The organism is Shimia fortis (assembly GCF_040225985.1).
Taxonomy (GTDB): Bacteria; Pseudomonadota; Alphaproteobacteria; order Rhodobacterales; family Rhodobacteraceae; genus Shimia.
The window spans coordinates 76617-98487 of record NZ_JBBPEU010000005.1; the positions used below are offsets into that span (position 1 = coordinate 76617).

A 21871-nucleotide genomic window follows, 5' to 3' on the forward strand; every position below is an offset into this window, starting at 1 on the left:
GCGATAGAGTTGTTGTAGAATATAGACGAAGCAGGAGATTTGTCATGACCGAAGACGCCGAACTGGTTACCGAAATCGGGGCGCTTGGTGACAAGCTGGGTCAGGCAAAACACGCGATCACGAAACGCTTTATCGGACAGGAGAGGGTGGTTGACCTGACGCTGTCCGCACTGTTGTGCGGGGGGCATGCCCTTCTGATTGGTCTGCCCGGGCTAGGCAAGACGCGGCTGGTCGACACATTGTCCACGGTTATGGGGCTGCATGGCAATCGCGTTCAGTTCACGCCTGATCTGATGCCCGCCGATATTCTGGGTTCCGAGGTTTTGGAAAAGGGCAAAGGCGGCGCGCGCGAATTCCGCTTTGTGCCAGGCCCCATTTTTTGTCAGCTGCTCATGGCGGACGAGATCAACCGGGCTAGTCCCCGAACGCAGTCTGCCCTGCTTCAGGCGATGCAGGAACGCACGGTGACAGTTGCAGGCGAAGATCGCCCGCTGGACAAACCGTTCCATGTTCTTGCCACGCAGAACCCGATCGAACAAGAAGGCACCTATCCGTTGCCCGAGGCCCAGCTTGACCGGTTCTTGGTGCAAATCGATGTGCCTTACCCTACCCGCGACACGGAACGCGACATCCTGTTGGCAACAACCGGTGTCGAGGAAGAGGCTGCGCATCAGGTGTTTGAGGCGGAAGAATTGATCGCTGCGCAAACCCTGTTGCGCAGGATGCCCGTGGGTGAAAGCGTGGTCGAAATGATCCTCGATATCGTGCGGGCTTTCCGCCCCGATGAACCCAGCGCGTCCGAAGCCGTGCGGGAAACTGTGGCTTGGGGGCCGGGGCCGCGAGCTGCACAGGCCCTCATGCTGACCGCGCGGGCGCAGGCGCTTTTGCATGGGCGGCTTGCCCCCAGCGCCGAGGACGTAGCGGCAATGGCAGTTCCGGTGCTGAGCCACAGGATGGCGCTCACCTTTGCAGCCCGCGCCCGGGGGGAAACCGTGGGGGATCTCATTTCCGAGACACTGCACGGGATCACCGGCATGGGGGCCGCCGCGTGAATACCCCTTCCCAACTAAGGACTCGCGCGGAAAGCGAAGCCGCGCGTCTGCCGCCGTTGCTGGCGCAGGCCGAGCATCTGGCAGGCACCGTGCTGCTGGGTGAACATGGACGTAGACGGTCCGGGTTGGGAGACGATTTCTGGCAATATCGCCCGGTGCAACCGGGAGACAGCATGCGCATGATCGACTGGCGCCGGTCGGCCCGCAGCGACAGCCAATTCGTGCGCCAGCGTGAATGGCAAGTCGCGCAATCGGTCATGCTTTGGGTCGATCAGTCGCCTTCCATGCAGTTTGCTTCTGCCGACACGGGCCCCAGTAAAGCGGATCGCGCCCGCGTGTTGGCGTTGGCCATCGCAATCCTGTTGATCCGCGCGGGCGAGCGTGTGGGCCTGACCGGAACCTCCCTGCCGCCCCGTCGCGGAGAAGGCCAGATCCTGCGCCTCACGGAAATGCTATTGCAGAAGGAAAGCGGCGACTATGGGACGCCAGAGGCAAGGGCGATGCTGCCCCATGCACGGGCCTTGTTCGTATCCGACTTTCTAGGGGAATTCGAAGCGACCGAAGCCGCGCTGCTCAAAGCTGCGGACCGGGGTATCCGCGGCGTTGTGTTCCAGGTCCTCGACCCTGCGGAGGAGAGCTTCCCTTTCAAGGGGCGCGCCATCTTTGAAAGCATGGGGCATAGCGTCAGCCACGAGACCCGCAAGGCCTCGGACCTGCGCGACAGGTATCTTGAACGGCTGGCGCTGCGAAAAGACCGCTTGCAGATGCTGTGCCGGACCACAGGTTGGCAATTTGGTGTGCATGACACGGCGCAATCCGCGCAGGCCGCGCTTTTGTGGCTATTCCGGGCGATGGAGCGGCGGCTGTGACTTTTGGAGTGCCCATAGGTTTTGCAGCCCCTTGGGTTTTGATGGGTCTGCTGGCTCTGCCCGTGATCTGGTTCCTGTTGCGGGCAATTCCGCCCGCACCCGTGAAGCGTCGGTTCCCGGGCGTCATTCTGCTGTTGGGGCTGCGCGACGACGATAGTTTAACGGATCGCACCCCTTGGTGGTTGTTGCTGCTGCGATCCCTCGCATTGGCAGCGGTTATCATTGGGTTGTCAGGCCCATTGTTGAACCCGACTTCCCCAAAAGACAGTGACGCGCCGGTTCTGTTCCTTCTGGATGGAAGCTGGGCCTCTGCCGAGAATTGGCGGCGTCAGTCTGTCGTAATCGAAGGTTTGCTTGATGATGCCGCGCGTGAGGGACGTGAGGCGGCGCTGGTCAGTTTGACCGACACCCTACCCATTCAGTTTCAGCCCGCGTCTTCAATCAAGAACCGCCTTCCCGGTCTGCTGCCGATGCCATGGCGCGTTGATCAGGAAGATCTTGCAGAATTTGCTGGGCAGCTTGGAGATGTGGCCTTCGACACGGTCTGGCTGTCCGATGGCCTTGGCGGGGTGGATCGCAGCGGCCTCTTGAACAGCTTGCAAAGCAGGGGCAAGGTGCGCGTGATTGAAGACCCGGCTGGGGTTTTCGGGCTTGGCCCCGTGACCTTCGAAGAAGGCGTGTTGCAGTTTTCGCTTTATCGCAGCCGTAGCACTGGCCCCGCCGAGCTAACCGTTCAGGCGCACGGGCTTGATCCGTCCGGCACGGCACGCATTCTGGCCACGGTGCCGGTCCGCTTCGAGGCGGGTGCCACAGTGGCAACCAGCGAACTGTCGCTGCCAGCCGAGTTACGCAGCCGTATTTCGCGCTTTTCGATCTTGGGGCAGGAAAGCGCCGGCGCGGTCAGCCTTTCTGACGATAGTTTGCGGCGCCGAGAGGTTGCACTGATCTCGGGGCGTGAAGATCGGGAAGGGCTCGAGCTTTTGTCACCACTGCATTACCTGCGTCAGGCGCTTGAACCCAATGCAGATGTGATCGAAGGTCCGCTGTCGGAGGTCTTGCCCGCCAGTCCGGATGTGGTTGTTTTGGCGGATATCGCCGTATTGTCACCGGCCGAGCAGTCCATGCTGCTGGAATGGGTGTCGCAAGGCGGTCTTCTGCTGCGATTTGCCGGTCCGGTCATGGCAGCCAGCGGGGTCAGCGTCGCCGACGAGGATCCATTGATGCCGGTTCGCCTGAGATCAGGTGGGCGCAGTATCGGGGGCGCCATGAGCTGGGGTGAACCGAAATCGGTTGCACCTTTCCCCGATGGCAGCCCGTTCTTTGGCCTGCCCGTGCCCGAGGATGTACAGGTCGTGGCGCAGGTCGTCGCGCAACCTGATCCCACGCTTGCCGATCGTGTGATCGCCGAGCTGACAGATGGCACCCCCCTCGTCACACGCAAAACCATTGATCAAGGACAGGTGGTTCTTTTCCATGTCACGGCCAATGCCGAATGGTCTGGTCTACCATTGTCGGGACTGTTCGTGCAGATGCTGGACCGTTTGGCGGTGCTAAGCGCCGTGGGTGTCGATGATGAAACCCGCCTCAGCGGACTTGTATGGCAGCCCGTTCAGGTACTCGACGGGTTTGGCCGGTTCGAGCAGCAAAGCGCACTTGGCGGCGTGGACGGGGATTTGTTGGCAAACGCTGAAATCGGACCCTCCCTGCGCCCCGGCCTGTATCGCAACGGGGATAAGCTCATAGCGCGTAATGTTCTGCGTGACGGCGACACCTTGGAGCCTGCGAACTGGCCGGTTGGCACACAAATCGAAGAATATCGCGCCGCGCCGGTCCGGGATCTGAGTGGCCTTTTTCTGGCAACGGCGCTTGGCTTGATGATGCTCGACATCTTTGCGTCGCTTCTGGTCTCCGGCCGTTTGTTCAGCGCACGGGTTGTGCCGATTGCGATGCTCTTGCTGCTATCCCCATCGCTTGCTGACGCACAGCAAGAGCGCGCCATTGCGGACACCCGTGAACTGGCGCTGGCACATGTCGTGACCGGTGATGCCCGATTGGACACTCTGGCGCAGGACGGGTTGCGTGGCCTGTCTGAAGTTTTGTTTTTCAGAACCTCGGTTGAACCCAGCGAACCTGCCGCCGTAAACCTCGAAACTGATGAAATCTCGTTCTATCCGTTTCTCTATTGGCCGATCAGCGCTGATCAACCGATCCCGTCGGATGAGGCTTATGTCAAACTGAACACCTATTTGCGGTCTGGCGGGATGATCCTGTTTGATACACGCGATGCTGATGTGGCACGCTTCGGCACGGCCAGCCCTAACGGGCGCAAGCTGCAGCGACTGGCGCGTCCTTTGGATATTCCGCCACTTGAGCCATTGCCGGATGACCACGTCCTGACCCGGACGTTCTATCTGCTACAGGACTATCCCGGTCGATACGCGAGCCACGATGTCTGGGTTGAGGCCGCGCCCGCAGACGCAGAGAAGGTTGAAGGTATGCCCTTTCGGAACCTGAATGATGGCGTGACGCCGGTGGTGATTGGCGGCAATGATTGGGCTTCGGCATGGGCGATCGACCGGCGGGGCAATGCCCTTTATCCGGTGGGTCGGGGGCGCGCTGGGGAACGCCAGCGCGAACTGGCCTATCGCTTTGGGGTCAATCTGGTCATGCATGTGCTGACCGGCAACTACAAATCGGATCAGGTTCATGTGCCTGCTTTGTTGGACAGGTTGGGCCAATGAATGCAGAGGTGATCTTTGACCCGCTTTTACCCATTGCCGTGATCGCAGGGTTTGCGATGCTGGCAACGCTGGCCGTTGGTTACGCGTGGTGGCGCGGGCTTTCGGGGTGGGCATTGCGGGGGCTGGCGGCATTGGTTGTGATCATCGCGCTGGGTGGCCCTGTCCTGCACCGCGAAAACCGTGCGCCTTTGTCCGACATTGTTCTGATGCTGGTCGATAACAGCGCAAGCCAGAACCTTGACGACAGGCAGGCCCGCACCAGTGCCGCCGCTGATGCGCTGGCGGCCCAAGTCAGCACGCGCCCGAACACGGAACTGCGCCGGATTGATGTGGCAGACGGTGCGGGGAATGCGGGGACCGAACTTATGGCGGCCCTGAATGACGCCTTGTCACGCGAACCACGCGCCCGCATCGCCGGAATCTTTGCGCTGAGTGACGGGCAGGTGCACGACATGTCGACCATGCCAGACCTGCCCGCACCGCTGCACCTTCTCCATTCGGGGCTGGATACGGATTGGGACCGGCGCCTGATCCTGCGCAATGCCCCGGCTTTTGCAATTCTCGGCGAACCGGTTGTACTGACGCTGCGCATTGAGGACAGCGGGAATGCACCAATCTCGAACGACGGCATGGTACGTGTCGAGGTGTCTGTTGATGGCGAACCCCCACAGAGTTTCTCGGTGCCACTGGGACGCGATGTGGAACTGCCTGTTCAACTGCCGCATGGCGGGCGTAACGTGCTTCAGTTCACAGTACCAATGGCCGAAGGAGAGTTGACTGACCGCAACAACAGCGCCTTGGTTCAGATAAATGGCGTTCGCGACCGTTTGCGGGTGTTGCTTGTCAGTGGGGAACCCCATCCGGGTGGCCGCACATGGCGTAACCTTCTCAAATCGGATGCGTCGGTCGATCTTGTTCATTTCACCATCCTCCGCCCGCCAGAAAAACAGGATGGTGTGCCGGTCAGCGAATTGTCCCTGATCGCCTTCCCGACCCGCGAGTTGTTCCTTGAAAAAATCGATGATTTCGACCTGATAATATTTGACCGCTACAAGCGGCGTGGCATCCTGCCTGCGCTCTATCTCGACAACGTGGCCGAATATGTGCGCAAGGGCGGGGCGGTGCTTGTCTCGGCTGGTCCGGACTTCGCGAGTGCCGATAGCCTGTATCGCTCGCCATTGTCGCAGATCATGCCCGCGCGCCCGACCGCGCGAGTCCTGGACGAGGCTTTTGCGCCGAAGGTGTCCGATCTTGGGCAGCGCCATCCCGTGACGGTTGACCTGCCGGACGCGGAAACGTGGGGACGGTGGATGCGCCAGATCGAGATTGAGGTTGAACAGGGGGATGTGGTCCTGAACGGTGCAGGCGGCCGCCCGCTTCTGGTGCTAGACCGCGTGGAGGAGGGGCGTGTGGCCCTACTCGCGTCGGATCAGGCATGGCTTTGGGCGCGTGGTTTCGAAGGCGGGGGGCCGCAGCTTGAACTCCTGCGGCGTCTGGCGCATTGGATGATGGGTGAACCCGAGTTGGAGGAAGAGGCGCTTTGGGCCGAGGCAACTGGGCAAACCATGCGTATCATGCGGCGTTCGCTTAGCGAAGAGGTGGGACAGGTCGAGATCGTCACCCCGTCGGGCGAAACGGTCATGGTGGATTTGGTGGAAACACGTCCCGGCCATTTCGAGGCGCGCTATGCTGGCGAGGATATTGGCCTGTACCGCCTTGCGAATGGAGACCAGGTTGCCGTAATCGGCTTGGGCCCGGCAGCCCCCCGCGAGTTTGAACAAACCATCGCGACGGCAGCAGTGCTCGCCCCCGCGATCGAACAGCGGCGCGGCGGCAGCTTCGCGATTGACGATGGATTGCCCACAATCCGACCGGTCCGGATGGGCCGCCCCGCCGCAGGCCGTGGCTGGATGGGGATTACCCCGCGCGAGGCCTATGATGTGACCGATGTCGCCCGGGTCGCCCTGTTGCCACAATGGCTGGTTCTGTTGCTTTTGTCTGCCCTGTTGTTGGGGGGCTGGCTGCGCGAGGGGCGTCGCTAGCGGTTTCAGGCCTAAACCCCGGGCATATCGCTGCAGGATTCCAGAAATCGGTTCCCCCTTTGGACTGGGCAAGCTAGAACGCCCAAAAATCCTTTGGAGCGGCAGACGATGACCACACCCAAACCCGTTGTTTTGTGTATTCTTGATGGCTGGGGCCTGAGCGACACCACCGAAGCCAACGCCCCCGCGCTTGCGCATACCCCGACTTTCGATGCGATGATGTCGAACTGCCCCAATGCAACGCTGATCACGCATGGACCGGATGTCGGGCTGCCGTCTGGCCAAATGGGGAACTCCGAGGTTGGACACACCAATATCGGCGCAGGTCGCGTCGTGGCGATGGATCTGGGGCAGATTGATCTGGCGATCGAAGACGGATCGTTTTTCGAAAATGCCGCGCTCAACGAATTTATCGGACGGCTGAAAGAAACGGGCGGGACAGCGCATCTGATGGGCATGATCTCGGATGGAGGCGTACACGGTCATATAGAACATATCCTCGCCGCCGCCAAAGCCGTGGCCGACGCAGGTGTGCCCGTGGTGTTGCATGCCATCACCGACGGGCGCGACGTGGCCCCGAAATCGGCCTTCACTTATCTGGAAACACTTGCCGAGCGTTTGCCGCAGAACGCGGTGATCGGCACGCTCACTGGCCGATATTTCGCAATGGATCGTGACAACCGCTGGGAACGCGTGGCCGAAGCCTATGCCGCATGGATCAAGGCCGAGGGGCTGCACGCAGCCACCCCACACGAAGCAGTTTCGAACGCATACGAGAGATCCGAAACGGACGAGTTCATCAGCGCAACCGTGATCGGCGGATATGCCGGCGCGAAAGATGGCGATGGGTTCTTTTGTCTGAACTTCCGTGCAGACCGGGCGCGGGAAATCCTAATGGCGATTGGCCAGCCCGGCTTTGACGCCTTTGACACCGGGGTACGCCCTGCCTGGGCCGGTTTGCTGGGCATGGTGGATTATTCGGACGATCATTGCGCCTACATGACCACAGCCTACCCCAAGCAGGAAATCGTCAACACGCTGGGCGAATGGGTGGCCAAACAGGGATTGCGCCAGTTCCACCTTGCCGAGACCGAAAAATATCCGCATGTCACCTTTTTCCTGAACGGCGGCAAGGAACAGCCCGAAGACGGCGAAGACCGGTACATGGCGGCGTCGCCCAAGGTAGCGACCTACGACCTGCAACCCGAAATGTCCGCAGCCGAAGTGACCGAGCATTTCGTGTCCGCAATTGAAGAAGGCTATGATTTGATCGTCACCAACTATGCAAACCCTGACATGGTAGGGCACACCGGCGACCTCGAGGCGGCCATGCGAGCTTGCGAGGCTGTGGATGAAGGTCTGGCCGCCGTGACCGAGGCATTGACCAGGGCCGGGGGCACCATGATCGTGACCGCCGATCATGGGAACTGCGAAGTCATGGTTGACCCTGAAACCGGTGGCCCACACACTGCGCACACGACGAACCTCGTGCCAGTAATCCTGTTCAACGGTCCTGAAGGGGCGGGGATCGGGGCTGGGCGTTTGGCCGACCTTGCGCCATCGCTTCTCGATCTGATGGGATTGGAGCAGCCCGAGGAAATGACCGGAGTGAGTCTGATCCAACGATGAAACCTGTTGCGCTGCTGATCGCCTTAGCCCTGATCGCCGGGGTGGCGCGTGCCGAAACCGACACGGCGACGGCAGCGCGCGCGGCCGCCGCGCAGTTAGAAGAGGCAGCGATCTCGCTTGATGCGGCCGAGAGCGCACGTGATCGCGTGGCGGCTCTGACGGATACGGTGCAGGCCTACGAGGCCGGATTGTCCGCCTTGCGGGAAGGGTTGCGTCGCGCCGCTATTCGCGAAGCCCAGATCAGTCGCGAGTTACAGTCGCAAGAACAGGATATCGCCCGTTTGTTGGGCGTGTTGCAAAGCATGGGCGCCGGGCCGCCTCCGACCATGCTGTTGCACCCTGCGGGCCCCACGGGTACAGCCCGATCCGGCATGATACTTGCTGATATCGCGCCTGCGCTCGAAGCGCGGACCGCAGAGTTGCGTACCAATCTTGAAGAGGTCGCGATCCTGAGGGACTTGCAGCAGAGCGCCGCTGAAAAGCTGCAACAGGGCATGACTGGCGTGCAGACCGCGCGCACGGAACTAAGCAAGGCGATTGCCGACCGGACAGACCTGCCGCAGCGGTTTCTGGAGGATCCGGTCAAGACCGCCTTGTTGATCGCGTCGACCGAAACGCTGGAAGGGTTCGCCAGCGGCCTGACGGACATCCAGGAAGCGGACGTTCCCGCCGCCGTGCCAGCAGATCTTGGGGGTCGCAAAGGTAACCTCACACTTCCGGTCGAGGCGCGTATCCTGCGCAAGGCAAACGAGGCCGATGCCGCAGGCATCCGGCGCCCCGGCATCTTGTTGGCTACACGGCCCAATGCTCTTGTGGTGTCGCCGACCGCAGCAACGATTCGCTATGTCGGGCCCTTGCTGACCTATGGCAACGTGATGATTCTCGAACCGCAGTCGGATATGATGTTTGTGCTAGCAGGCATGCAAACTGTCTTTGGCGCCACCGGTCAGGTCATTCCTGAAGGCTCCCCGGTTGGTCTGATGGGCGGAGAAGACGCAGAAATCGGCGCAATTCTCTCACAGTCTGGTGATGGTACTGGAAACGCGCGTCCAGAAACGCTCTATATGGAAGTGAGACAGAATAATAAACCGGTGGACCCAGCCGAGTGGTTCCGCACGGAATAAGGATGGAAGACTTTATGAAGAAATTCGTCGCAGCTGCATTTGGTGGCACGTTGGCCGGGGTGGTGGCCGCCACGCAAATCGCGGGCCCCCTCATGGCTGAGCAGAACGCCCACAACTCGAACCTTTATGAACAGCTGGATCTGTTCGGGGACATTTTTGAACGCATCCGCGCACAATATGTTGAAGAGGTCGAAGAAGGTGAACTGATCGAAGCGGCTATCAATGGTATGCTAACATCGCTGGACCCTCACTCTTCCTACCTGTCGCCCGATGATGCCGAGAGCATGCGTGTTCAGACCAAGGGTGAATTCGGCGGTCTCGGGATCGAAGTCACGCAGGAAGAGGGTTTTGTCAAAGTGGTCTCGCCCATTGACGGCACCCCGGCGGATGCGGCCGGGATCGAGGCGGGAGACTTTATCACCCATGTCGATGGCGAGAGTGTTCTGGGCCTGACACTGGACGAAGCGGTCGACATGATGCGCGGCCCGGTTGGTTCCGAAATCGTGATCACCGTGGCACGCGAAGGCGAAGATGAGCCTTTCGACGTGTCCATCATCCGCGACACGATCAAGTTGACCGCAGTGCGTGCCCGTACCGAGGGCAATACAGCGGTTCTGCGGATTACCACCTTCAACGACCAGACCTATCCGAACCTTGAAGAAGGACTGAAGAAACAGATCGAAGAAGCTGGCGGTGAGGAAAACATCAACGGCATCGTTCTTGATCTACGCAACAATCCCGGCGGTCTTCTGACCCAGGCGATCAAGGTGTCCGATGCCTTCCTCGAAAAAGGGGAAATCGTTTCGACCCGTGGCCGCAACCCAGAAGATGGGGATCGCTATAACGCCACTCCCGGTGACCTTGCAAATGGCAAGCCGATTGTGGTGCTGATCAATGGCGGGTCTGCGTCTGCTTCTGAAATCGTCGCCGGTGCCCTGCAGGACCATCGCCGTGCTATCGTCGTCGGCACCAAGAGTTTCGGAAAGGGGTCCGTGCAAACGGTCATGCCGCTGCGCGGTGAAGGCGCGATGCGTTTGACCACTGCCCGCTACTACACCCCGTCCGGTCGCTCGATCCAGGCGCTTGGTGTGTCGCCAGATATCGTGGTGGAACAGCCGCGGCGCAAACCGGTCAGCGAAGAGGAAGAAGAAGCCACGTCGACCAATCGCAGCCGGTCCGAGGCCGACCTGCGTGGTAGCCTCAATAACGACAGCCTGACCGAAGACGAGATTCGCCAGATCGAGGAAGACCGCGCCAAGGCGGAAAAGGCCGCCAAGCTGCGAGAGGATGATTACCAGCTGGCCTATGCGATTGATATCTTGAAGGGGCTCTCGGCGCTTGGTCCGACTGAGTAACGGCATTCAGACGTCTCTGAAACACGCCTCCTCTGCGGGGCGTGTTTTCTTTTGGGGGGGCTTTCAATCTCGAATTGCGACTGCGACGCGTGTGATTTAGGACATGTGCATTCATATTCGAGAGGCCGCAATGACACCCGAACAAATCGCCGACCTGCCCTATCGCCGCAACGTGGGCGTGATGCTTGTAAACGCCGAGGGGCACGCCTTTGTCGGGCAACGTAAAGATAGCGAGCAACCCGCATGGCAGATGCCCCAAGGTGGCATCGACAAGGGCGAAACGCCGCGTGACGCAGCCCTGCGCGAGTTGGAAGAAGAAACCGGTGTGCCCGTCTCGCTGGTGTCGGTGATCGCCGAAACCGACGGGTGGATTGCCTATGACCTGCCCCACGACATCGTGCCCCGCATTTGGAAGGGGCGGTACAAGGGACAGGAGCAGAAATGGTTCCTGCTGCGTTTCAACGGCGAAGACAGGGACGTGAACATTGAAACCGACCACCCCGAGTTTTCGGAATGGCGCTGGCTACCTGTTGAAGATCTGGTCGAGAACATCGTCCCGTTCAAACGCGAGGTTTACCAGAAGGTTGTCGACGCTCTGGGCAAGCACCTCTGAAGTTTTTTCAGGCTGTGGCAGGGCGGCGGCCAGTCGCCCAATCCCCGACATATCGAACGCAAAGAACAACAAACGATCTAGGATGATCGGTTTGGTTTTCGGTATCTGGAAGGAGTTTTGGTGGAGCCTAGGGGAGTCGAACCCCTGACCTCTACAATGCCATTGTAGCGCTCTCCCAACTGAGCTAAGGCCCCTAACCAGTCAGACCGTTTGGTCTGTGCGCGCCTAATTAGGCGTATGTCGGAGCGGGTTCAAGCGAAAAATTCCCGCTCCAACAAATTAATTTTCTTCGTCATCCGATGCGACGTCGGCAATCTCGTCAAGCGAGACATTGTCGTCTTCGTCGTCGTCCAGAACATCATCTTCCAGATCCAGATCAACGTTGTCGTCATCATCCAGCAGGTCCGCTTCTTCCGCGATGTCGCCTGCCTTGGCTTTCAGGTTTGCGGCGTCTTCGGCATCCGCTTCGATCATGCGGGTTTTACCGGCATCAATCTCAAGTGCTTCGCCGGTATAGGGCGAAACGATCGGATTCTTGTTCAGGTCGTAGAAACGTTTGCCAGTGGTCGGGCACAGGCGCTTGACGCCCCATTCTTCTTTGGGCATGGGAAATCCCCTTTAGATTCTCATGAGTCTTGTCGACGGTTCGGGCCAACTGCCATAAGACATGGCGCGTGTCAAAGGGTATCGTTCCCTAAACCCTACAGGAGTGCAGATGCAGCACCTTATAATCCCCGGGTCTCCGCCGATCGAAGTGATTCTGCGCCCCTCTGCTCGGGCGCGCCGCATCAGTTTGCGGGTGTCCCGACTCGATGGTCGGGTGACGCTGACATTGCCCAAAGGTGCGCATAAAGCCGAGGCCGTGGCCTTTGCGCATGAAAAGGCGAATTGGGTGCGCAAGCAGTTGGCGCAACACCCCGATCAAGTTGTTGTTGGAGTCGGCGTAGACTTGCCGTTTGAAGGACGAGCGTTACAGCTTGTTGCCGGAACCGGACGCCGCGTGCGGGTCGAGGGCGGCACCCTTGTTGTGCCGGGGGCCGAAGACCGCATGGCGGCGCGTGCGCAGGTGTTTCTCAAGGAAATGGCGCGCGACAGGCTGGCTGCCGCCTCTGACCGATACGCAGCACGCGTAGGTAGGCCTTACACACGCCTCACGATGCGGGACACCCGGTCGCGCTGGGGCTCGTGTTCGTCAGCCGGGGCGCTGATGTACAGTTGGCGCCTGATCATGGCACCCGCCGCAGTCCTTGAATATGTCGCCGCCCACGAAGTCGCGCATTTGCGGGAAATGAATCATTCTGCGGCTTTTTGGAAAACGGTCGAGGACATTCACGGCCCCTATCAGGAGCAGCGGAACTGGTTGCGCGAAAACAGCGCGTTTTTACATCGCTTCAGATTTGGTGATTGACAGGCGCGGTTTTGTGATCACATTTAAGCCATGTTGACCCAGACCCGCCCCCAGGACTCTTCAAGCTCTGCACATGACAGGGTGTACCGGCGTTTGCGCACTCGTATCATGCATGGCGAAATCGAACCGGGGCAGGCCCTTACCCTGCGCGGTATCGGCAAGGAATACGAGGTCTCGATGACCCCGGCGCGCGAGGCGGTACGCCGTCTGGTGGCCGAAGGGGCATTGTTCCTGTCAAGCTCGGGGCGCGTATCCACGCCCGAACTCTCAAGCGAACGGATCGAGGAACTGGCCGCCCTGCGCGCCTTGATCGAGGTCGAACTGGCCAGTCGTGCCCTGCCGCGTGCACATATGGCGCTGATCGACCGGTTGCAGACGATCAATGGAACCGTTGCCGAGGCTGTCGAAAGCCGCGATGCGGTTGGATACATTCGCTCAAACCTCGAATTCCACCGAACGCTCTATTTGCGGGCGCAGGCCCCAGCGATGCTAGCGATGGCCGAAACTGTCTGGTTGCAGCTCGGCCCCACCATGCGTGCACTTTATGGAAAATTACGCAAGAAAGAGCCGCCGCATTTTCACCGGCTGATCATCGCGGCATTGAAAGCCGGGGATGAGCCGGGGCTGCGTCTGGCTGTCCGGTCGGATGTAACGCAGGGACTGAAGATGTTGGCGCGTTAACACGGGTGGTGGCCTCAGGCCGCCAACCCCTTGCTGCCCATCTCTAGGAATTTCTCTCGCCGCGCTTTGACAAGCTTCTTTCGGCTTTGTTCGCCCAACTCGTTCAGCATCTCGCCAATTGCCTTGCCGACGGCCTCGATTACAGCAGGGCGGTCCCGATGCGCGCCGCCCTTGGGTTCGGGGATGACGCGATCATTCACACCAAGCTTTTGCAGGTCTTGGGCGGTCAGGCGCAGGGCTTCAGCGGCCTCGCGCATTTTCTCGGAATCCTTCCACAGGATCGAAGCGCAGCCTTCGGGTGAGATGACTGAATAGACCGAGTGTTCGAGCATGGCGACGCGGTTGGCTGTGGCAAAGGCCACAGCCCCGCCCGACCCACCTTCGCCGATCACGACCGACACAAGCGGTACGCCGATTTGCAGGCATTTCTCGGTCGAGCGCGCTATCGCCTCGGATTGGCCGCGCTCTTCTGCACCTTTGCCAGGATAGGCACCGGGGGTGTCCACAAGCGTCACCACCGGCAGGTTGAACTTGTCCGCCATTTCCATCAGGCGAATGGCTTTGCGATAGCCTTCGGGTCGCGCCATGCCAAAATTCCGCTCGATCCGGGATTTGGTATCGTTGCCCTTTTCGTGGCCGATCACGATGACGGGCTTGTCGTTGAACCGGGCCAAGCCCCCCATGACTGCATGGTCATCGGCAAAGTTCCGGTCCCCGGCGAGGGGAGTGTATTGGGTGAACAGCGCGTCAATATAATCTTTGCAATGGGGGCGGTCCGGGTGGCGGGCCACCTGACATTTACGCCACGGTGTCAGGTCCTTGTAAAGTTCTTCCAGCAACTCGGCCGCCTTCCGGTCAAGCGCGGCGGCTTCGTCTGCGACATCCATTTCCTCGTTCTGTCGTGCCAGCGCACGCAGTTCTTCTGCTTTGCCTTCAATTTCGGCCAGCGGTTTTTCGAAGTCGAGGTAGTTGGTCATGTCGCTCTCCGGTTGGGTGCTGCGGCTAGGTATATGACCTTGCGGCACGCCGAATGCAATGGATTGTGCGCATCGCCATGGCCGGTTGGCGCATTAAGTCGTGGTTTTTCGGATGGAGTCGGCAAGGAGCCATTGGTTTTTGGTGGTCCGCGAACTCCAGTGCACCTGTGATCAAGTCATCAAAACAGGATAAAGCGACGCCACCAGCAAACCCGCCATGGTCCAGTTGAAAACCACAAGGCGCCGCGCGCTGTTCAGGATCCGGCGCATCTGTTGACCCAGAACGGTCCAGACGCTCACGCTCGGCAAGTTCACCAGCCCGAATACACCCGCAACCAACGCCACAGCGAACAGAGATCGCTCAGGCGCATAAAGCGAGATCGCTGTCAAAGCCATGGTCCAGGCCTTGGGGTTGACCCATTGGAAAAGCGCGGCCTGAAGAAAGGTCAGCGGCGTCGCGGCGCTGTCGCCACCTTTAGGGGCCGAGGCATGTGCGATTTTCCACGCAAGCCATAAAAGATAAGTCACGCTCACAACCTTTAGCGTCAGATGCGCATATGGCACGATCTCGAACAGGCCCATAAGACCAACGCCGACCAGCAGGACCATGACAGTAAAACCGATCCCGATCCCGAGCATGTGTGGAATGGTCCGGCGAAACCCGAAATTGGCCCCAGACGCCATCAGCATCAGGTTATTCGGGCCCGGGGTGATCGAGGAAACAAAGGCGAAGGCAACAAGGGCCGTCAGGATTTCATAGGTCATGGCGCAACAATACGGCACTGATTGCGCTCAGTTGTTGCAAAGTGCGCAAAGATTCGGAAAATTACACAACAAATGGCGAAACAAAATTCGATAAACCAGAAAATATTGCACTGGCTGTCGCGCGATGGGCGGATCAGTAATCTTGAGCTTGCCGACCGCGTCGGCTTGTCACCATCGGCCTGTTTGCGCAGGGTTCAGGATCTGGAGCGGCGCGGCATCATCAAGGGTTATCGTGCTGTGTTGGATCGCGCTGCGATGGGGGCTGGATTCGTGGCCTATGTCACGGTGGGTCTGGGCGAACATACCAAGGGGGCCCAGCTCGGCTTCGAACGGGCCATTGCCCTGTCTCCCGAGGTGCGGGAATGCCACAATGTGACCGGCGCATTTGAGTATATCCTGCGCATCGAAACGGCTGATCTGAGCAGTTATAAGGCATTCCATACCGAGGTGCTTGGCACGATCCCGCATGTCAACGCGATCACATCCTACGTCGTGATGGACTCTCCGAAAGACGAGCGCGCCTGACCCGCCAACGCGGCGCGTAAGGCCGTTTCAGGGGATGACAGCACAGGGGGGGCGATATCGGCCAATAACGCGGTCGCCGAGGCCATACTGGCTTGGGCCAGGACGACGCAACCGAAGGGGCGCTGTTCCAACGCGTCGCGGACTCCCCCCGCCATGCAGGCCGCAAAGGCCTCGTATTCTGCCGCCTCGAACAGTGGCCAGAATTGACTTAGGTCTAGCAGGGTCACATCGGCTGGAGTGCCTGCTTTCTTGAGGGCAATGTCGAGCGTTTCAAGCGACGTGTCGCGTGTGCTCTCCAAAGCGTAAACCAGAAGAATTGGTCCTCCGATCACTGCAGCCTTTTCCATCATTGGGCCGTCGATGCGAAGGGCGCCCGCCTCGGTGGCGGCATCGGCGATCGTGGTGCAGGTGCAAATGACAGTGCCTTGCGCTTTTTCTACGGTTTCCGCGATCTCCTTACGCAGCGATTGCCGCAGCCCGTGTTTGCGCGCACGGGTAAGCCAGTCTTCGCGCACAATCTGAACAATCTCCGCGTCGCCTGCAATCCGTGAAGCCAAAGCTTTGAAGCTTTGGACATGGGCCTGTGATGTGTGAATTAGCGTGATGGTCGTCATGGTTTCACCAAACAGGGTCGCGGGCCAAAAGACAACGGGCGGCGCAAGATGCACCGCCCGTTTCAAACCGTCTGAGAGAGATTTAGCCGTTTTGTGCAATCAGTTCGGCCTGGGCCACGATCACTTCGGCCTGTTTGATCGACGCGATGTCGACAAGGCGGCCTTTGTAAACGGTGGCGCCTTCGCCATTGGCCTTGGCCTGTTCCATCGCGGCCAGAATCTCGCGGGCCTCGGTGACAGCTTCGTCCGACGGGGTGAAGACCTCGTTCGCCAGTGCGATCTGCTTAGGGTGGATGGCCCATTTACCAACCATGCCAAGCGTGGCCGAGCGTTTCGCCTGTGCGATAAAGCCTTCGTCGTCCGAGAAATCGCCGAACGGTCCGTCCACGGGCAGAACGCCATGGGTGCGGCAGGCTGCGACGATGGCCGCCTGCGCCCAGTGCCACGGGTCGGACCAGTGTTTCTGACCCTCATGCAGCATGTAATAATTTTCCTGCGTACCGCCGATGCCGGTCGTCTGCATCCCCATCGAGGCGGCAAAGTCGGCGGCGCCAAGGCTCATGGCCTGCAAACGCGGAGAGGCGGCGGCGATTTCCTCGACATGGGCGATGCCGGCGGCGGATTCGATGATGACCTCGAAAGAAATCGCTTTGCTGCGCCCCTTCGCTCGTTCGATAGCCGTCACCAGCGCATCAACGGCATAGATGTCTTCGGCGCAACCTACTTTGGGGATCATGATCTGGTCGAGGCGTTCGCTGGCCTGCTCCAGAAGGTCGACAACATCGCGATACCAATAAGGTGTGTCGAGGCCATTGATACGGACCGAAAGGGTCTTGTTGCCCCAGTCCACCGTGTTGATCGCTTCAATCGCGTTTGCGCGGGCCATGTCCTTGTCGGTGGGTGCAACCGAGTCTTCAAGGTCGATATTGATAACATCCGCGGCAGAGGCGGCCATTTTCGCGAAGAGTTTGGTGTTCGACGCCGGGCCAAACAGCTGGCAGCGGTTCGGGCGGGCAGGGGCGGCAGGCTGGATGCGGAAGCTCATCTTGTCAGACCTCTTTGTAAGGAAATTTCATTTCTGCTGCGTGAACGGTTATTAAATTACGCCCCATCTCGCAAGCGGATTCTGCGTTTGCAGCATTTAGGTGCTGCATTGCGGCAGCAGTCCTGCGTCTGGTACTGCGCCGGGCTATTTGCGAATGGGTGTTGGAGCAGGTTAATGGCGTCTAGAGCACACGCCACCACAGTCGGGTCTATATTTAGGTCGCGCAACATGACCTAAATTCATGGCGCCTGTTTTGCACTTATTCATAAGGCTCGCAACGCATGGGTTTATTTCCCTTGGCCTTAAAGATTGGCCCGAACATTTGCGATACCGGCCAACGGGAAAGAGTTTTCGTTTACAAGCCTACAAAATGGCTTGGTTGCGGTCTGAGATCTCAAAAGAAAGGTATGGGTGTGTGACCTTGTGAAAGATTATCTTGCACTTTTTGCAATTCTTCGAAGAAAATTGCTTCAAAATTCCATCTCAGTGTGGGTTAGGTATGTTATTGCATGAAACTCGGTGGACAATGAGCGTGAGAGAAACAGGGGAATCACGTCATGATCGAAACACCATATCTGCTGTTCCTGGGCGACGCGCCGGATCAACTTGCCGCTAAGGTGGCCATCGGCATTAAGGATTGGCGGCCGGAAAACGCCGTGGGGCAGTTCCGCATGGAGGGCTGTAAGGCTGATCTGGGCCTGACGGACATGACACTCACCGAGGCCAAGGCCGCAGGTGCCAAGACCCTTGTGATCGGGGTCGCGAACCGCGGCGGCGTCATCAGCCAAGCGTGGAAGAAGGTTTTGGTCATGGCGCTGGAAGAAGGGTTTGACCTTGCTTCGGGCCTGCACAACCTGCTGCGGGATGAGCCTGACCTTGTCGCCGTGGCAGAGGCCTGCGGCCGTTCACTGCACGACGTGCGCATCCCCGAAGTGGATTATCCGATTGCCAACGGCAAAAAACGCACGGGCAAACGCTGCCTTGCAGTGGGCACTGACTGTTCGGTGGGTAAGATGTACACGGCGCTTTGCATGGATGCCGAGATGCGCAAGCGTGGCATGAAATCGACCTTCCGCGCTACAGGTCAGACCGGTATTCTGATCACCGGGGATGGCGTGCCGCTTGATGCAGTGATCGCCGACTTCATGGCAGGGTCCGTGGAATACCTGACCCCTGACAATGACGAGAACCACTGGGACCACATCGAGGGGCAGGGGTCGTTGTTTCATGTGTCATATTCTGGCGTGACGATGGCGCTGATCCATGGCGGCCAACCTGATGCGTTGATCCTTGCACATGAACCCACGCGCGAACACATGCGTGGCCTGCCAGAGTACCAACAACCCTCGCTGGCCGAACTGCGCGATACCGCGCTGACGCTGGCCAAGGTGGCGAACCCCGCGTGCCAAGTAGTCGGCATCTCGATCAACACGCAGCATATGTCTGACGAAGAGGCCAAGGTCTATCTGGCCGAAGTCGAGGCGGATATGGGCCTGCCCACAACCGACCCGTTCCGCTATGGTGCGGGCAAACTGGTGGACGCTCTGGCGGCGCTGTAAGGCAGGATGCGCCCCGGGCTTGATCCGGGGCCTCTCTTTCGAGACATACAACAAGAGACCCCGGGTCCGTTCCGGGGCAGTTGGAAAGGATTCCCATGCAGATCTCTGTCACCCGCGATGTTTTCAAACTGGCGCAGGTGTTCACCATTTCGCGAGGCTCGCGGACCGAGGCCAAGGTGCTGACGGTCGAGGTGAACGACAACGGTGTGGTTGGCTGGGGTGAATGCGTGCCCTATGCACGCTATGACGAAACACTGGACAGCGTGACCGCAGAAATCGAAGCTCTGCCCGCTGCCTTTAGCCGTGAAGAACTTTATGACCTTTTACCGGCAGGGGCTGCGCGCAACGCCGTTGATTGTGCCCTGTGGGACCTTGAAGCCAAGCGCGCAGGAAAACGCGCGTGGGAGCTTGCGGGTTTGCCGATGCCTGGCCCCGAGATAACAGCGTATACATTGTCTTTGGATACACCCGAAAACATGCAGACTCAGGCGGCCGAGAACGCCTTTCGCCCGCTGCTCAAAATCAAGCTGGGCACGCCCGATGATATGCCACGGCTCGAGGCCGTACGTGCGGGAGCACCGAAGTCCACGATCATCGTGGACGCGAACGAGGGGTGGAGCGCTGAAACCTATGCCGACCTTGCGCCGCATCTCGTGCGCCTCGGGGTGGCCCTTGTGGAACAGCCATTGCCGGCCGGTGAGGATGACGCGCTTTTGGGCATGGATCGCCCCGTGCCGGTTTGTGCGGACGAAAGTTGCCATGATCGCAGCAGCCTGCCCAAGCTGAAGGGCAAATACGATGTGGTGAACATCAAGCTGGACAAGACTGGCGGGCTGACCGAGGCACTGCGCCTGCGCGAGGCGGCACTTGCCGAAGGGTACAAGGTCATGGTCGGGTGCATGGTGGGCTCGTCACTGGCGATGGCCCCGGCGACACTGGTCGCGCAGGGGGCGATGGTCACCGATCTTGATGGTCCGCTGCTTCTGGCCGAAGACCGTGACCAGCCGCTTGTCTTTGATGAGGCTGGGGTGCATCCGCCCGAGGCGGCCCTTTGGGGATAGGGGCGTTTTCGGTGGTCGGGTTTCAACGACATGGTTAACCTGCGGAGCATTCTGTAAGGAGATACTCTCGTGAAAGCCTTTGTTTCGCTGACGATTGCCGCCTTTTTTGCCGTAGTTTCTGTGGCTCATGCACAAAACGCCCCGAATTCCTGGACCGTGGTGCTGACCGGCAAACAGAATGCCGCGTTTCAGGCGCAGAAATCCGTAAAGAAGCACACGGGCTTTGCGATTTCACCAGACGGGGCTTGGGGGCAGTCGCATGGGTTTGCGTCGGCTGACGCGGCCGCAGCCCGTGCCATGTCATTTTGCCGATCGTACATGCGCAAGGGTCAGCGGGACTGCATCCTGTTTGCCGTGAATGGCAAGGTTGTCGCCCCCGCGGTCGTGCAGACCAAAACCGTTCAGGCCCTCTATAAACCCATCGACGCCAAAGCCGCGCCCTCTGTGTTTGGCTATGCGCCCGGGTCATTCAAGGGCAACAAATCCGCAGCGCGCGCGGAATACAAGGCACTGGAAAAGAACCCTGCCTTGCGCAACACGATGGTACGGGACGCGGCGTTTGAACTTATGCTGACAAACCGTACCCTGATGGTGAACGAGAACAGCGCTTTTCTGGTGTGGTTCGAACCTCGGGGCGCGAGCACCATGCCGAGGCGAACAGCGGCGTTCTGCAAAATCGTTTCAAAAGCTGGATCGCCACACCCAACGGCCTTGTGTGCTTGTTCGATGCGGTCTCGACCAACGGTAAACGCATGCCCGACCGTTGTCTGTATGTGGACAGTATCCAAAACGGAAAGGCGCGTTTGACCTGGGCCCATTCTTTCAACCAGAAACGCAAGGCACACCTCCTTGCACGCGACGCCCGCTTTGCAGCCGCGCGCTGATCCTATAGACCGCATTCCAAATACTTGAAGAGGACACTCCGAAAATGACTCGCACCGTTTATGTGAATGGCGAATACTTGCCCGAAACCGAAGCCAAGGTTTCGATCTTTGACCGTGGTTTCCTGATGGCGGACGCCGTTTACGAAGTGACCAGCGTTCTGGACGGGAAGCTGATCGACTTTGATGGGCATGCCGTGCGTCTGAAGCGGTCGCTTGATGAACTCGATATGGCCGAGCCTTGCACCAAGGATGAACTGCTCGAAATCCATCGCAAACTGGTGGATTTGAATGAGATCGAAGAAGGTCTGATTTACCTGCAGGTCACGCGCGGTTCGGACGGGGATCGTGATTTCGTGTTTCCGTCGTCTGACACCAAGCCGACCATCGTGCTGTTCACCCAGAATAAGCCCGGCCTTGCCGACAGCCCCGCTGCGGCGAAAGGCGCCAAGATCATCTCGATCGAAGACATTCGCTGGGGTCGCCGCGACATCAAGACTGTACAGTTGCTTTATCCGTCAATGGGCAAAATGATGGCCAAGAAGGCCGGTGCCGATGACGCGTGGATGATCGAAGACGGCTATGTCACCGAAGGCACCTCGAACAACGCCTATTTCGTCAAGAACGGCAAGATCGTGACCCGCCCGCTGTCCAATGACATCCTGCACGGCATCACCCGTAAGGCGGTTCTGCGCATGGCGCAAGAGGCGCAAATGGAGGTCGAGGAACGCCTGTTCACCATCGACGAAGCCAAAGAAGCGGACGAAGCCTTTACGACATCGGCCTCTGCCTTCGTGATGCCGGTCGTCGAGATTGACGGCGTGCAACTGGGCGACGGCACCCCCGGCCCGATCGCTAAACGCCTGCGCGAAATCTATCTGGACGAGAGCCGCAAGGCCGCGATCTGATAGGGGCGACGTGTGACGAATA

The 21871-nt window shown here is 59.4% G+C and carries 20 protein-coding genes and 1 tRNA gene; 15 read left to right on the plus strand and 6 right to left on the minus strand.

Annotated features, from left to right (window positions below; all coding sequences use genetic code 11):
- Window positions 1-44: 44 nt before the first annotated feature.
- The 8 genes from WNE31_RS09625 (at window position 45) to WNE31_RS09660 (ending at window position 11425) form a co-directional block, all read left to right on the plus strand.
- Window positions 45-1052 (plus strand): AAA family ATPase, encoded by a 1008-nt coding sequence (locus WNE31_RS09625; RefSeq protein ID WP_349979533.1) that lies wholly within the window; start codon window positions 45-47, stop codon window positions 1050-1052.
- Window positions 1049-1921, plus strand: coding sequence for a DUF58 domain-containing protein (locus WNE31_RS09630; protein WP_349979534.1), 873 nt, complete (start codon window positions 1049-1051; stop codon window positions 1919-1921). Before WNE31_RS09625 ends, WNE31_RS09630 begins: the two co-directional genes overlap by 4 nt.
- The gene (locus WNE31_RS09635; RefSeq protein WP_349979535.1) at window positions 1918-4662 is read left to right on the plus strand and encodes a DUF4159 domain-containing protein; all 2745 of its coding nucleotides are present in this window, start codon (window positions 1918-1920) and stop codon (window positions 4660-4662) included. The genes WNE31_RS09630 and WNE31_RS09635 overlap by 4 nt, the downstream gene beginning before the upstream one ends.
- A complete protein-coding gene (locus tag WNE31_RS09640) occupies window positions 4659-6704 on the plus strand; it encodes a hypothetical protein (protein WP_349979536.1) in 2046 nt (681 codons plus the stop codon). Before WNE31_RS09635 ends, WNE31_RS09640 begins: the two co-directional genes overlap by 4 nt.
- Before the next feature lie 108 nt (window positions 6705-6812).
- Window positions 6813-8333: a 2,3-bisphosphoglycerate-independent phosphoglycerate mutase gene (gene gpmI, locus WNE31_RS09645; protein ID WP_349979537.1), complete on the plus strand. Its 1521-nt coding sequence runs from the start codon at window positions 6813-6815 to the stop codon at window positions 8331-8333.
- The gene (locus tag WNE31_RS09650; protein ID WP_349979538.1) at window positions 8330-9457 is read left to right on the plus strand and encodes a murein hydrolase activator EnvC family protein; all 1128 of its coding nucleotides are present in this window, start codon (window positions 8330-8332) and stop codon (window positions 9455-9457) included. Before gpmI ends, WNE31_RS09650 begins: the two co-directional genes overlap by 4 nt.
- A 14-nt stretch (window positions 9458-9471) precedes the next feature.
- Window positions 9472-10812, plus strand: coding sequence for a S41 family peptidase (locus tag WNE31_RS09655; protein ID WP_349979540.1), 1341 nt, complete (start codon window positions 9472-9474; stop codon window positions 10810-10812).
- Between the two features lie 130 nt (window positions 10813-10942).
- Window positions 10943-11425 (plus strand): RNA pyrophosphohydrolase, encoded by a 483-nt coding sequence (locus tag WNE31_RS09660; RefSeq protein ID WP_349979541.1) that lies wholly within the window; start codon window positions 10943-10945, stop codon window positions 11423-11425.
- Between the two features lie 118 nt (window positions 11426-11543).
- Here WNE31_RS09660 and WNE31_RS09665 read toward each other — a convergent pair.
- Both WNE31_RS09665 and WNE31_RS09670 read right to left on the minus strand, forming a co-directional pair.
- Window positions 11544-11619: transfer RNA gene (locus WNE31_RS09665), tRNA-Ala, on the minus strand.
- A gap of 85 nt (window positions 11620-11704) precedes the next feature.
- Complete coding sequence (locus WNE31_RS09670; RefSeq protein WP_349979542.1) at window positions 11705-12031, minus strand: TIGR02300 family protein; 327 nt, start codon at window positions 12029-12031, stop codon at window positions 11705-11707.
- 109 nt (window positions 12032-12140) lie between these two features.
- On the opposite strand from WNE31_RS09670, the gene WNE31_RS09675 reads away from it, so the two are divergent.
- On the plus strand, window positions 12141-12833 hold the full coding sequence (locus WNE31_RS09675) for a M48 family metallopeptidase (protein ID WP_349979543.1): 693 nt from the start codon (window positions 12141-12143) through the stop codon (window positions 12831-12833).
- A 30-nt stretch (window positions 12834-12863) separates the two neighbouring features.
- A complete protein-coding gene (locus WNE31_RS09680) occupies window positions 12864-13514 on the plus strand; it encodes a GntR family transcriptional regulator (RefSeq protein WP_349979544.1) in 651 nt (216 codons plus the stop codon).
- 14 nt (window positions 13515-13528) lie between these two features.
- Here WNE31_RS09680 and WNE31_RS09685 read toward each other — a convergent pair whose 3' ends face one another.
- Both WNE31_RS09685 and WNE31_RS09690 read right to left on the minus strand, forming a co-directional pair.
- Complete coding sequence (locus tag WNE31_RS09685) at window positions 13529-14491, minus strand: acetyl-CoA carboxylase carboxyltransferase subunit alpha (protein WP_349979545.1); 963 nt, start codon at window positions 14489-14491, stop codon at window positions 13529-13531.
- 171 nt (window positions 14492-14662) lie between these two features.
- On the minus strand, window positions 14663-15256 hold the full coding sequence (locus tag WNE31_RS09690; RefSeq protein WP_349979546.1) for a LysE family translocator: 594 nt from the start codon (window positions 15254-15256) through the stop codon (window positions 14663-14665).
- Between the two features lie 72 nt (window positions 15257-15328).
- Here WNE31_RS09690 and WNE31_RS09695 point away from each other — a divergent pair, with 72 nt between their 5' ends.
- Entirely contained in the window at window positions 15329-15781 is a 453-nt protein-coding gene (locus WNE31_RS09695) for an Lrp/AsnC family transcriptional regulator (RefSeq protein WP_349979547.1), read from the plus strand.
- Here the strand turns inward: WNE31_RS09695 and WNE31_RS09700 are convergent.
- Together WNE31_RS09700 and WNE31_RS09705 are read right to left on the minus strand one after the other, a co-directional pair.
- Window positions 15742-16395, minus strand: coding sequence for a hypothetical protein (locus WNE31_RS09700; RefSeq protein ID WP_349979548.1), 654 nt, complete (start codon window positions 16393-16395; stop codon window positions 15742-15744). The genes WNE31_RS09695 and WNE31_RS09700 overlap by 40 nt on opposite strands.
- An 82-nt stretch (window positions 16396-16477) precedes the next feature.
- Window positions 16478-17440, minus strand: coding sequence for an L-malyl-CoA/beta-methylmalyl-CoA lyase (locus tag WNE31_RS09705; protein ID WP_349979549.1), 963 nt, complete (start codon window positions 17438-17440; stop codon window positions 16478-16480).
- A gap of 557 nt (window positions 17441-17997) precedes the next feature.
- On the opposite strand from WNE31_RS09705, the gene dgcN reads away from it, so the two are divergent.
- The 4 genes from dgcN (at window position 17998) to WNE31_RS09725 (ending at window position 21849) form a co-directional block, all read left to right on the plus strand.
- Window positions 17998-18999, plus strand: coding sequence for an N-acetyltransferase DgcN (gene dgcN, locus WNE31_RS09710; RefSeq protein ID WP_349979550.1), 1002 nt, complete (start codon window positions 17998-18000; stop codon window positions 18997-18999).
- Window positions 19000-19094: 95 nt separating this feature from the next.
- Window positions 19095-20060: an N-acetyl-D-Glu racemase DgcA gene (gene dgcA / locus WNE31_RS09715; protein WP_349979551.1), complete on the plus strand. Its 966-nt coding sequence runs from the start codon at window positions 19095-19097 to the stop codon at window positions 20058-20060.
- A 69-nt stretch (window positions 20061-20129) separates the two neighbouring features.
- Window positions 20130-20867, plus strand: a complete 738-nt coding sequence (locus tag WNE31_RS09720; RefSeq protein ID WP_349979552.1) for a hypothetical protein — start codon at window positions 20130-20132, stop codon at window positions 20865-20867.
- 121 nt (window positions 20868-20988) lie between these two features.
- A complete protein-coding gene (locus WNE31_RS09725; protein ID WP_349979553.1) occupies window positions 20989-21849 on the plus strand; it encodes a D-amino-acid transaminase in 861 nt (286 codons plus the stop codon).
- Window positions 21850-21871 lie beyond the last annotated feature (22 nt).